This is a genomic window from Arcicella sp. GW821-FHT09D11, assembly GCF_059416265.1.
Map to the genome: position 1 here is coordinate 1,035,875 of NZ_JBWKOV010000002.1, position 13,042 is coordinate 1,048,916.

At 34.4% G+C, this 13,042-nt stretch carries 8 protein-coding genes; 5 read left to right on the forward strand and 3 right to left on the reverse strand.

Features of this window, described 5'->3' with window-relative positions:
* Window positions 1–199: 199 nt before the first annotated feature.
* On the reverse strand, window positions 200–1,114 hold the full coding sequence (locus AC07N0_RS09470; RefSeq protein ID WP_494588985.1) for an SRPBCC family protein: 915 nt from the start codon (window positions 1,112–1,114) through the stop codon (window positions 200–202).
* Window positions 1,115–1,235: 121 nt separating this feature from the next.
* Here AC07N0_RS09470 and AC07N0_RS09475 point away from each other — a divergent pair, with 121 nt between their 5' ends.
* Window positions 1,236–2,222 carry a GlxA family transcriptional regulator gene (locus tag AC07N0_RS09475; RefSeq protein ID WP_494588986.1) on the forward strand — a complete coding sequence of 329 codons (987 nt, stop codon included), beginning with the start codon at window positions 1,236–1,238 and terminating at the stop codon, window positions 2,220–2,222.
* Window positions 2,223–2,307: 85 nt separating this feature from the next.
* On the opposite strand, the gene priA is transcribed toward AC07N0_RS09475, so the two are convergent.
* Complete coding sequence (gene priA, locus AC07N0_RS09480) at window positions 2,308–4,818, reverse strand: replication restart helicase PriA (protein ID WP_494588987.1); 2,511 nt, start codon at window positions 4,816–4,818, stop codon at window positions 2,308–2,310.
* A gap of 191 nt (window positions 4,819–5,009) precedes the next feature.
* On the opposite strand from priA, the gene AC07N0_RS09485 reads away from it, so the two are divergent.
* From AC07N0_RS09485 to AC07N0_RS09500, 4 genes are all read left to right on the forward strand, one after another.
* Window positions 5,010–5,663, forward strand: coding sequence for a LysE family translocator (locus tag AC07N0_RS09485; protein ID WP_494588988.1), 654 nt, complete (start codon window positions 5,010–5,012; stop codon window positions 5,661–5,663).
* Window positions 5,664–5,885: 222 nt separating this feature from the next.
* Window positions 5,886–7,751 carry a DUF3858 domain-containing protein gene (locus tag AC07N0_RS09490; RefSeq protein ID WP_494588989.1) on the forward strand — a complete coding sequence of 622 codons (1,866 nt, stop codon included), beginning with the start codon at window positions 5,886–5,888 and terminating at the stop codon, window positions 7,749–7,751.
* Between the two features lie 48 nt (window positions 7,752–7,799).
* A complete protein-coding gene (locus tag AC07N0_RS09495; RefSeq protein ID WP_494588990.1) occupies window positions 7,800–9,797 on the forward strand; it encodes a transglutaminase family protein in 1,998 nt (665 codons plus the stop codon).
* Window position 9,798: 1 nt separating this feature from the next.
* A complete protein-coding gene (locus tag AC07N0_RS09500) occupies window positions 9,799–11,709 on the forward strand; it encodes a DUF3857 domain-containing protein (protein ID WP_494588991.1) in 1,911 nt (636 codons plus the stop codon).
* Window positions 11,710–11,752: 43 nt separating this feature from the next.
* Here AC07N0_RS09500 and AC07N0_RS09505 read toward each other — a convergent pair whose 3' ends face one another.
* The gene (locus AC07N0_RS09505) at window positions 11,753–12,919 is read right to left on the reverse strand and encodes an outer membrane beta-barrel protein (protein WP_494588992.1); all 1,167 of its coding nucleotides are present in this window, start codon (window positions 12,917–12,919) and stop codon (window positions 11,753–11,755) included.
* Between the last annotated feature and the right edge of the window lie 123 nt (window positions 12,920–13,042).

Sequence of the window (13,042 nt, forward strand, 5' to 3'; positions counted from 1 at the left end):
ACTTAAACTTGAGTAACTAATGTGTTATATTTTAGCAAAATGTATTACTCTTATTTGTTGTAATTTTACAAGCAAAGCTAAAAGATTGAAAGTTAAAATTAAAGATGTTAAATTTTCATAATAGTTAAATTTGTGTTGTTTGAGTAGGCTTTTATCTCTGTATCAACGAAAATTGCTTTTCTAAACAAGATAGCCTTTATTATCCAAAAACCTTTGTCCCTTTTCCTGTAGTAATCAAGCTGAATAAACTTGCTTGAATTAGTTGCTCCCAAGCACCCGAACACGCATCATAACACGCTATTGTTGGCACTAAACCGACGTGGGTAAAACGTACTTGTGTTTTGTTGTTTATTTTACTAATCTCAATAATTATCTTTGTGCCTGTCCATTCAGATTTGTCGGTAAAAGAATTTAATTTACTATCGGTTACAAGCCAAACAATTTTTTCGTTCGGAATAAATTCTACTATTTTCTGTTTTGAAAAATGATGCTCCTTCATTCGATAATCAAACTCATCAGCCAGTTGATTAGTGTTGCCTTCAATTTCTCCTTGCCACCACCCACGAACATTATTGATGGCACTAAATACTTCCTCTGGAGTTTGGCTTACAAAAAAGGTAGTGGTATAGTTGGATGTCGCCATTTTCTTTTCGTCTTCAGTTTGTGGGTTTTCTTTGCTGTTGGGCTGTCCAGTACCTGTTGTAATAAGGCTATACAAACTTTTTTGGATATAGGTGTTCCAAGCATTTTCACAAATATCATAACACTCATAATCAGGCATTAAGCCTACTTGTGTGAATTGTAGCTGTGTTTTACCATCTTTTTCGGTTATTTCAAAAACCATTGTATTGCCTTTCCATTCGTCTTTGTTTTGGGTGAAACTAAAATAGTTGTCTAGTACCTGCCAAATTACTTTTTTGTTGGGAATAAGTTCTATCGTTAGCATCTTGCAACGATGAACATCTTGATAATGATAGTTCCATTCACTGTAAAGTTTGTCTGTAGTACCTTCAATTTCTTCACTCCACCACCCACGAATATTGTTAATGGCTTTATAAACTTCTTCCGCTGTATTATCAACTAAGATAGTTGTTGTAAAATTAGATGCTTTCATGTTTCTTTCTTTTGTATTATAATACAAATATATTGTCTAAACTTTACTTTAAGGAGGTGTTAAATAGACTTTATAATGGGTTGATTTGGACAGAATAAATTACTATTTTTACTAAAAAACAATGAAGCATCTCACTATTATCGTTCCTAATGGCGAAAATAACCTTAGCAGTATTTCAGGTGCGTATGAAATATTTAATAAGGCAAATAACTATTGGAAAGAAAACTTCAAGAAAGAATTGTTTATCATTCAACTAGCTGGAATTTCTGAAAAAGTAGATTTCAATGGGGGATTATTTACAGTAAAACCACATTTGAATATTTCGGCTATTGAAAAAACAAATCTTATCGTTATCCCTTCCTTAAATCATAATTATAAACTTACGTTGAAAGACAACGAGTTGTTAATACCATGGCTGGAAAAACAATATAAAAACGGAGCGGAAATTGCCACTATTTGCACAGGGGCGTTTATGCTTGCAGCATCTGGAATGCTTAATGGGAGAAGTTGTTCTACACATTGGTCGGTTACTGAAAACTTTAGAATGATGTTTCCAAAAGTTAATTTGCAAATTGATAAATTAATTACCGATGAGAACGGCATTTATACCAATGGCGGAGCGTATTCATTTCTTAATTTAATGCTATACCTGATTGAAAAATACTACGACAGGCAAACGGCTATTTATTGTTCAAAAGTGTTTCAGATAGAAATGGATAGGAATGCACAGTCTGAATTTGCCATTTTCACAGGGCAAAAAAAACATGATGACGAAGTGGTTCTTCAAGCACAGGAATACATTGAAAAGAATATCGCCGAAAAAATCACTATTGAAGATTTATCTACCAAGTATAATATTAGTAGAAGAAATTTTGACCGAAGGTTTATTAAAGCAACGGGAAATACTCCTATTGAATATTCGCAAAGAGTGAAAATTGAAACTGCAAAAAAATCATTTGAAACCAATCGTAAAACGATTAATGAGGTAATGTATGAAGTTGGCTACTCAGATGTAAAAGCATTTCGCGAAGTCTTTAGAAAAATTACAGGTATGTCTCCGTTGGAATATAAAGGAAAATATTACAAAGAGGCTGTATTTAATGTATAAATTTTTATCGTTTTATATTTCACTTTTTTTCCGTGTTCTGTCTGCCAAAGACCACGGAAAAGGATTGTATCTGAAGTGTATTACCCTACCCACAATCTACATCCACCACAATCCCCACTCCCTTAAAATCCTTAGAAAATTCGATATTTTGCACCTGCTCTGCAATAAATGTTTTGGCTCCTTTTAAGTTGATAGCCTTTTCTAATTTTATCAAAATCTCAAATAAATATTGATTGCGTACTCTTTCAACTAATGGCTTTTCGGGACCTAATACTCTTTGTGTCCCTAGTTTTTCGATTAGCTGTAACGCTAATGCCTTCGCCGCTTTTTCAGCATTTGGTTGGTCAATATGTTTTAACGTAATCTTGATGATGCGCGTAAACGGTGGATATTGAAAATCTTCCCGCTCTTTGATTTCATCTTGATATAAGCCTTCATAATCATTTTCGATGATTTGTTTGAGTATCTTTTGTGTTGGATTATTCGTCTGAATCAATACTTTGCCTTGTGTTCCTCTTCGTCCTGCTCGCCCTGCTACTTGTGTTAGCATTTGGAAGGCTCTTTCAGATGAACGGAAGTCGGGAAAATGAATCATTCGGTCGGCATCAAAAACACAAACAAGACTAACCTTTTCAAAATCAAGTCCTTTAGATACCATTTGTGTACCTACCAATATATCGACCTCTCCACTTTCTACTTCATTAATTAGCGTCTGGAATGCCGTTTTTGTACGGGTCGTATCCAAATCCATGCGGGCAATTTTAGCAGTTGGAAAAAATAGTTGTAATTCCTCCTCTAGCTTTTCCGTACCATAACCTCTGGTTTTCAATTTAGCAGAACCACAAGCTTGACAAGTCTTCGACATTGGTTCGTGGTGTCCACAATAATGGCAACGTAATTCTTGGTTACTGTAATGATATGTCAAGCTAACATCACAATTAGGACACGCCACAATGGTATCACAATCTTCGCACTGAATATAAGGCGAATATCCACGACGATTCTGGAATAATATGGTTTGTTGTTTCTTTTCAAAATTTAATCCCATCGTATCCAACATCATGTTAGAAAAATCGCCTTTCGTCAGCTTCTGTTTACGGGCAGTTTTGATGTCAATCAGTTCAATATCGGGCAACTGAGTATTTCCAAAACGCTCTTTCATTTCCACAAAACCATATCGCGCTATTTTAGCATTATAAAAACTTTCGATAGAGGGGGTAGCAGAACCCAACAACACTTTGGCTTTTTGTCGGTGAGCTATTACTACCGCCACATCTCTGGCATGATAGCGAGGAGCAGGGTCAAATTGTTTATAAGAAGTCTCATGCTCTTCATCTACGATGATAAGTCCTAAATTATCAAAAGGCAGAAACACCGCAGAACGTACACCCACTATAAATTGGAACTTCCCAGATACTACACCTTTCCAAACCTCAACACGTTCATTATCCGAAAAACGAGAATGATAAATGCCCATTTTATCGCCAAATACTTTTCTGAGTCGCACCACAATTTGGGTAGTCAAAGCAATTTCGGGTAATAAATACAATACCTGTGATCCACTTTCTAATACCTGTTCTATCAGTTTGATATAAACTTCTGTTTTACCGCTACCCGTGATACCATGCAAAAGTGTGGTATCTTTTTCCTGAAAGCTTTGCATGATTTCAGAGAAAGCTCTGTCTTGTGCTGGTGATAAAGTAGGAGCGGAGGTTTCAACGAAATCAAGGTCTTCTTCAAAGCGACTAACGATTACTTCAAATTGTTCAAGGATACCATTTTTCAAGAGGGTATTCAATGAACTTTCCGAAACTTTGGCTTTAGTCAAGGCACTTTTTTCTAATCCTTTTTTATTTAATGTTGGTGTGCGTAATACGGGGACATATTTTAAATAATTCAGGATGACATCCAATTGCTTTGGTGTTTTTTCCAATTCCCCAATTAGGGCGGTTAGGTAGTTAGTATCTTCATAAAAGGTATTGAGCCTGATTTTTTTTAGAATTTTAGGGGAATATTTTTCACGTACTTCTTCAAAAACAATAATTGCTTTTTTCTGAATCAAAGACTTGATGATATGATAAACATTTTTGACTTCAGCAAAACGGGCTAGTTCATCATAATTTAAGGATTGATGTTTCTTGAGTTCCTCAATGATTTCTACTTCTCGTTCAGTTAATAATTCAGGCTTGTCAAATTCAGGATTAAACTGCACTTTCGACAAGCTAGAAATCTTTAAACCTGATGGCAAAGCGATGTTCATTACTTCCCCTACAGTACACATATAATAGTCGGCTACCCAATAAAATAGTTCTATTTGTTTAGTATTTACCAAAGGGGCGTCGTCTAATACTTCTAAAATATACTTGGCATGATATTTTTCTGGAGGTTTATTATGGATGCGCGCAATAACAGCAGTTACTACTTTGGTTTTGCCAAATTGCACAATTACTCTAAGTCCAGTAGTGATACTGGCAGCATATTCACGCGGTACACGATATGTAAAAGTATTAGGTACTGCTACGGGAACAATTACATCGGCAAAAAGGGTGATTTCTTCTGTATAGGATGATGTTTGATTATTTTCTGAGGATTGCATTTGCTTGATTGATGCCTTCTTGTTATTCAAACAGGAATAAAATGGATGCTAATATTAAGCTCGGTGTTGTCGAGATTAAATGCAATTTACGGGAAATAATGTTTTGGTAATACAGCCGACAAACCCAAAGTAAAGAAATATAGTAGTTTTGTTTAATAACATTTTATATAATCTAAACGTATTACCGTCTCATGAAAGCACTTATTATTTTCTCCGTCACTACTATCATTAGTTTTTTAGGTTCTTTTCACCCTGGCCCATTGAATATGTCGGTGATTCAAGTTACCCTTAGAAAAAGCCTAATAGCGGGTCTATGGATGACTATTGGAGGCGTACTTCCTGAAATAATTTATGGATATTTAGCCGTAGAAGGCTTAAAAGTATTTGATAAATACCCACAGGTTTTTGAAATTATGCAATGGGCTATATTACCTGTTTTGCTATTAATAGGATGGAAGTATTTGAAACCAAAGCAAATGCAGGAAGAGCTTTCTAAGTCTGAAGAAATAAATGTAGATATTGAAGTAACTTCTTATTGGGGGGACTTTATTAAAGGTTTTTTATTGTCGTTTCTCAATCCTCCGATAATGGCTTTCTGGTTAGTTATTTTGATTAATTATCAAAACTATGAATACTTAAAAGTTGAGTTTTTGTTTGATAAAATTGCTTTTGTGTTGGGAGCAAGTGCAGGTGCTTTTATATTAAATTATTTATGTGCTTTGATTGCCATCAAGAAGAAGGGAGCGATTTTTCAATATTTATCGCAGAATATGTTTGATAAGATTATGGGCTGGACTTTCTTTTTAATTGCTTTCGCTCAAGTGATAAAATTGTTGGTATTTTAATTAAAAAAAAGTTTCATAATATTTTTTGAGAGTTTTAATATTATGAGTAACTATGCTATAATTTATTAAGCCACGAACAAATTTAACTCTTACATGTCACCTATTTTTACACCTCACAAGTGTATTCTATTTATCGCTTGTGCCCTATTAAGTTTTTGTATTAATGCCCAAAGACCAACTATTCCAATAACCTTTGGGAGTATCGATTTGAAAGATCTTCAGATGAAGACTTACGAAAAAGATACATCTGCTGAAGCCGTAGTACTTTGCGACTATGGCGAATATTCCTATTATTTTGGGGATGATTTGCCCAAAGTACATTACAAAAGACATATCCGAATTAAAATCCTAAAAAAGGCTGGCTTTAGTTTTGCAAGCCAAAAAATCCCTTTTTATTTATTTTCTGATGTAAACAAATCTGAATCAGTAAGTAACCTAAAAGCTATCACTTGGAACCTTGAAAATGGTTCATTAGTGAGCTATACAATGGGTCAGGAGGATTTTTTTGAAGAAAAAGGAAGTGGTAATACTTTTTATAAAAAATTTACGTTCCCACAAGTTCGTGAAGGCTCTGTCCTAGAATTCAGTTATGAATTAGAATCTGGCTTGTGGTATAGCCTACGGCCGTGGAATTTTCAGACAAACATTCCTACTATCTGGAGTGAATTAAGGGCTGAGATTCCTGCTTATTTTGATTTCAAAATAACCTTGATGAGCCTCCTCCCCCTACAAATAAAGGAAACAAAACAAGATGTTCGCAATTTTATGCGTGGGAGCATTCGTGACCCTTATCTTGACTATAGATTTGCATTGGCTGATGCGCCAGCCCTCAAACCTGAACCTTTTATCACGACTATCGAAAATTATCGGTCTAAGCTAGAATTTGAATTAGCCTCTACTTTTTTCCCTAGTCAGGGAAAAATAGATTATTCTCAGACTTGGGAAACCCTTAATGAAACACTTTTAACGAGTGACTATTTCGGAAAGCAAATCAAGAAATATGATGAAGCCCAGAAGATAGCTGAAGTATTAAAAAGCCAAACCAAGGATTCATTGTCGTTATTAACAGCGGCTTATCAATATATCCAAAATTCGATGCAGTGGGATGGTGACAACAGGGTGTTCACCTCAGGTACTAACCTTAATAAAGTAGCAGAGAAAAAAATAGGTAACTCCGCAGAGGTTAATTTGATGTTGGTACGGTTGCTCAGAGAGTGTGGTTTTGAGGCTAATCCCGTTATTTTAAGTACACGTGAAAATGGCTTCCCTACAGATTTAGTGTTACTAGATAGATTTGATTTTACTATCGCTCATGTCGTACTAAACGGGAAAGATTTGTTATTAGATGCTACTAGTAAACTTACCAAAGTTGGGCAATTACCCTTACGTTGTTTGAATGAAAAAGGAAGATTAATTGTCAAGAAAAATAGTCGTTGGATACCAATTCCTGCACCACAAACTAGCAGAAAAGTAGTTTTAATGACGATGGATATGCTGCCTGACCAGCAACTCAAAGGAAATGTTGATATATCGTACTTAGGGCATGATGCTATCTATTTCAAATCGGCGGTGCTTACTAAAGGAAAAGATGCTTATTTAGCCGATTATAAAAAAAATAAGCCTAATTATGATTTTGGTAAAATAATATTAACTGGTGTTGACTCAGCCGAAACGATGCCTGTGCTAAAACTAACAACTACCTTAAACGAAGCCTATTCAATAGCAGGCGACCGCATCTACCTGTCACCCATGCTTGGAATGGGCGAAGATACCAACCCTTTTAAAACACCTATTAGAAATTACCCAGTAGAGTTTGGTGTGCCTCAAGAGGAAATATTTAGTGCATCGTATAAGCTTCCAACAGATTATGCAATAGAAGAATTACCGAAATCAGAGAGTATCGCTTTGCCTAATAATGGAGGACGCTTTGACTTTAGAACGACTGTATTGGAAGAAGGCTTTAAAATAGATAGTAAAATAACCTTGAAAAAGCCCATATATTCTAGTGAAGAATATGGAGCATTAAGAGAGTTTTACAATAGAATTGTTTTTAAACATGCAGAAAAGATTATTTTGAAGAAAAAGTAAAGGATTATTCTTACCACTATTTAAACTACTACAAACAAATATATCCAGATGATTAACCAACCCTTAAAAGTTCTCAGAAAACCACTATTTTTTTTATTGCTATTGTTGACTTTTGCTAGTTACGCACAAAACAGTCCCATCAAATATGGTAAAGTAGATATTGCAGATTTACAAATTAAAACCTACGATAAAGATACGGCAGCAGAGGCTGTAGTACTTTGTGATTTTGGAACCCATGATTATACCTACCGAGGAGAAGGAGGGTTGAAAGTGTTATTTACAAGACACAGAAGAGTCAAAATCCTCAAGAAGTCAGGATACGATTGGGCGACCCATTCATTTGGATTAAGTATTTCTAAAAATAGTACTGCCAAAGAATACGCTCTTAATATCAAAGGGGCTACCTACAATCTTGTTAATGGCAAAATCGAGGTTACCAAGTTAGAGAAAGAATCTATCTTTTCAGAAAAGAAAAGTGAATATTACAGTGTTAAAAAAATTACGTTACCAAATGTAAAAGAAGGGTCTATAATAGAGTTTTCTTATATGATTGAATCTGATTTTGATACTGAAGTGCGTCCTTGGGAATTTCAAAGAAGTATTCCTACAGTTTGGAGTGAATACCAAGTAAAAGTGCCTGAATTTTATCAATTTCAAGTAATAACGCAAGGATATCAGCCCTTCCTTGTTGCAAGCAATACGCAAGAATCAATAAATCTTGGTGCTGGCGTAGGAACAATCAACGCCACATATTACAGATTTGTTCAAAAAGATGTGCCCGCATTAAGAGAAGAACCTTATATCACGACGATTGATGACTACCGAACACAAGTAGAGTTTGAGATTTCTGCATATACGCCAAGAGGTGGAATTCACAAGAATTTTTCATCAACATGGAATGACTTTTCTAAAACTTTAAATGAATATGAACGCTTCGGCAGATTATTAAATAAAGGAGGATTTTTGAAGGATGTTGCAGCTACTATAAAGTTGACTGCTAAGGATAGCTTATCAAAAATACAAGCAGCATACGACTACGTTTCAAAAAATATGACATGGAACCAAAACGAAAGCTTTTTGGCTACCAGTAACTTGAAAAAAGCCTTTGAAACGAAAACAGGTAATGTCGCTGATATGAATTTGATGCTGATTGTTTTATTAAGAGAATTAGATATAGAAGCTGACCCTGTTGTGATGAGTACTAGAACTAATGGGAGAGTCTTGGACCATTATGTATTAGAACGAAAATTCAATTATGTGATTGCTGCGATTGCTTATCAAGGAAAATGGCTACTGATAGATGCTACTGAGCCAATGATGCCTTTGGGTATTTTACCAATACGTTGTTTGAATGGACAAGGGCGTTTAATTCATGGTGATTCGGGGGACTGGGTGAAGTTGGAAAGTAATGATAAACTAGCCAAAACTGTGATAGCCAATTTGGAGATTACCCCTGAGGGACAATTACAGGGACAATTAAGCATAAACCACATGGGATATTTAGCACATGATGAAAGGGTAAGTGTTGTAAAAGATACTAAAGCAAAGTACATAGAAAATTTAAAGAAAAAACATTCAGCATGGGAGATAAAGACTGTTGATATTGAAGATGAAAAAGATATTACCAGACCCCTACAAATAAAATTAGACCTGAATATTACTGAAGGTGTAGGGGTAGCTGGGGAAAGAATTTACATTAGTCCAATGATTGGACAAGGAGAAGATAAAAACCCTTTTACTACGCTTGAAAGGAAATACCCAGTCGATTTTGCAACTTTGATTGAAGATAGTTTTGTTGCTACTTATCAGATTCCTAAAGGGTATGTCATTGAGGAAGTTCCTAAAAGCATGAAAGTGAATTTGCCAGAAGACTCTGGAAGATTTACATTTTTAGTGGGCAAAGCCGAGGATAGAGTTTCTATTTCTAGTAAAATACAATTAAAGAAGACGATGTATTTTGCCGAAGAATATGAATTGTTGAAGAGATTCTATGACCAAATTATTGCCAAACACGCCGAACAAATTGTTTTAAAGAAAGCTCAATAAAATGATGAAATCATTCATAATAAGTTCGTTACTATTCATGGCTACGCTGAGTAATTCATTTGCTCAAAATACTTGGACAGTAGCTAGTATTCCTGCTGAATTAAAGGAAAAAGCTCATGCTGTTATCAGAAATAGTGAAACAGTTTTTATCGTAAAAAACTTAGGTGAAGCGATTGAAAAACAGCATACAATTATTACAATCCTTGATGAACAAGGATTGCAGTATGCCTCTATGAATTTATTTTATAATAAACTTCAAAAAGTAAACAATTTTGAAGGGGTATTGTATGATAGTAATGGAGAGAAAGTAAAGAAACTCAAGAAAGATGATATTCAAGACGGAAGTGCGAACGGCAACGGAACACTTTTTGGCGATAATCGTTATAAACACGCTGAATTTCGATATGCTCTTTTCCCTTTTACAGTAGAGTTTATTACTGAGACACTTAACAAAAATTTACTCTTTTATCCAATGTGGTTCCCACAAGAAGATGAGGAAAATGTAACAGTTGAACAATCTTCGTTGAAAATACAAATGCCAACAGGTATGCCATTGCGTTATAAAAGCATTAATGGGATGGCTGAACCTACTTTGGAAAACAAGCCAGAAGGTACTACTTATACTTGGCAAGTAAAGGGGATGAAAGTGTATGAAAATGAAACATATTCGCCTAAATGGACACGCTATGGAAAAGGAGTATTAACAGCTCCCAATGAATTTGAGGTAGAGGGCTTTAAGGGAAGTCTGAAAACTTGGAAAGACATCGGTTTGTTTGATAACACTTTGAACGAAGGAAGAGATATTTTACCAGAAAATATTCAACAGGAAGTAAAACAATTGGTAGCCAATATTACAGACCCTAAGTTAAAGGTTAAAAAAATATATGAATATTTACAGTCGAAAACTAGGTATATTTCTATTCAATTGGGTATTGGTGGTTGGCAACCCTTTGAAGCTAGTTATGTAGCTGAAAAAGGTTATGGCGATTGTAAGGCACTCTCTAACTACACAAAGGCATTATTGAAAAATGTAGGAATAGAATCATTTTATGCTTCTATTAGAGGAGGTAGTAATGAAAGAGATATTCAGACAGACTTTCCTTCGCAACAATTCAATCATGTAATAGTTTGTGTACCCATGAAAACAGATACTATTTGGTTGGAGTGTACTTCCCAAGATAATGCCTTTGGCTATTTATCTGATTTTACTAGTGATAGATACGCTTTACTGGCAACTCCAGAGGGAGGGAAATTGGTACACACACCTGTTTATAAAACAAAAGATAACCAACAAAATAGGAATATTAAAGTAGTTTTAGGGGAAGATGGCAACGCTACTGCTCAGGCAATTACCGAATATACAGGGCTGTTATCAGATGATTATGTGGAGATTAAAAATCTATCTAGTCGCGATGAACAACAAAAACACCTTTATAAAAGCATAAGTATACCAAGTTTTGAATTGAATGACTTTTCTATACAAGACAAAAAAAGCATGATACCTGTGGCAACAGTAAAGCTAGCATTGAATGTTAGAAAATGTGCTTCTAAAAGTGGGACAAGGTTGTTTTTAACCCCAAACTTAATGTCGGTTACAAATATTATTCCGCCTGCCTTAGATAAGCCACGCCAAACAGAAATAGTATTAAAAACGGCCTATACAGAAACTGATTCAGTATTATATGAATTACCTAAAAATGTAGCCCTAGAGTTTAAACCAGAAGGGGTAAAGTTTGAAAACAAATTTGGGTCTTACCAATCAGAATTTCAAATAAAAGATGGAAGCCTATTGTATATTAGGAAATTCGTCAGAAATCATGGAAAGTTCCCTCCTGAGAGCTACCCTGAATTTGTTGAATACTACAAAAAAATAAGCAAAGCAGATAGAACACAAGTAGTATTGAAGCTTTAAAAAGATAGTCCTGTATTCGTCTTTGGAATACAGGACTATCTTTTTATTTATGAAATCCTAAGCCAACTGTAATTTGAAAGGTGTTATTAATTCCTATATTACTAACTTTATCCTGAACATTATGGCTTAAGTATCTTAGATCAAGATTGAGAGACATTTTTGGATTCACCTTTTTTTCTATTCCAATACCTATTCCATAACCTATAAATGTTGTATTAAAGTGATTAATTTCAAGGTCTATTCCAACACTCTCACGCTTCTGTGTTTCTTTCAAAACTAAATCATAACCAATGGAAGGACCAGCTTTCCCAAATAATTTAAAGCCATTTTTTGATAAAAAAGTATACCTTAATAAGATAGGAATATTAAAATATTGCTCATCGATTGAGAATAAATAAGAATCTAAAGGAGTACCAAAACTAATTATAGGTACAGTCCTTGTACCATAGTATTTACTATACATCACATTGATTTCTGCAGAAAGTTTTTTACTTAAACCGAAAGAATAGAATGCTCCTAAGGAAAATATAATTTGATTGCCCACATTTCCATTGAAATTATAAAAAGGATTAGTACCCGTATCAAAAGTATAATTCCAATTTCCAATTCCTGTCCCAAGTATTATCCCATAATTAACGTTTTGAGCATTGGTTGTTTCATGAATTCGTTCATTAGGCTTTACACATTGATTGTAAGTTTTGATAACTCTCTTGAAGAAAGGTTCAGAGTAAGCATAGTTTTTCTGAATCATCTGATTTTCAAAAATTTGGCTAGAGCATTCTAACAAATTAGTACGAAGTATTGCCCAAGAAGTGTTATTTTGTGGTAATGCAACAATGCTTTTATCAGGGAGCTCTAAATAAAACTGATATAAATTGTTGGGTTTAACAAGTTTGTAAAGACTAACATATCCAATTAATACTTCTTTAAGAAAATAAGGTGCTTCAACTCCTTCAATATTTATGTTTCTTACACTCACTTTAGTTTGAAAAGAATAATAACTTTTGATTTGGTTGGCATTGATTTTTTTATTTATCTGTTCACCATCTCTTTTAAAATTAATTGAATTGTTGTTGATTTCAGATATGTCTCCTCTTAAAGTATCATTGTCTAACGTAATGATGTAGTCAGGTGATTTTTCTTGTGCGTTACTTTGAAAGGCGTAAATAAGAACAAAAATTAAAATGAATAAGTAATTGAGTGTTTTCATGTTAAAAGTGTTGAGTTTAAATAAATGTTTTGTGTATTATCACAAAAGTATAACTTTTGATACGTGATAAAAAGCACTTATCGCCTACACTTTAACAAAATCTTTACCCCACAAGATGCAAGC

What these genes read in the sequence shown, in the direction of transcription:
- AC07N0_RS09485 (WP_494588988.1), top strand. Translation starts at nt 5,010, where the DNA reads ATGAAAGCACTTATTATTTTCTCCGTCACTACTATCATTAGTTTTTTA.
- priA (WP_494588987.1), bottom strand. Translation starts at nt 4,818, where the DNA reads ATGCAATCCTCAGAAAATAATCAAACATCATCCTATACAGAAGAAATC.
- AC07N0_RS09490 (WP_494588989.1), top strand. Translation starts at nt 5,886, where the DNA reads ATGAAGACTTACGAAAAAGATACATCTGCTGAAGCCGTAGTACTTTGC.
- AC07N0_RS09470 (WP_494588985.1), bottom strand. Translation starts at nt 1,114, where the DNA reads ATGAAAGCATCTAATTTTACAACAACTATCTTAGTTGATAATACAGCG.
- AC07N0_RS09475 (WP_494588986.1), top strand. Translation starts at nt 1,236, where the DNA reads ATGAAGCATCTCACTATTATCGTTCCTAATGGCGAAAATAACCTTAGC.
- AC07N0_RS09495 (WP_494588990.1), top strand. Translation starts at nt 7,800, where the DNA reads ATGATTAACCAACCCTTAAAAGTTCTCAGAAAACCACTATTTTTTTTA.
- AC07N0_RS09500 (WP_494588991.1), top strand. Translation starts at nt 9,799, where the DNA reads ATGATGAAATCATTCATAATAAGTTCGTTACTATTCATGGCTACGCTG.
- AC07N0_RS09505 (WP_494588992.1), bottom strand. Translation starts at nt 12,919, where the DNA reads ATGAAAACACTCAATTACTTATTCATTTTAATTTTTGTTCTTATTTAC.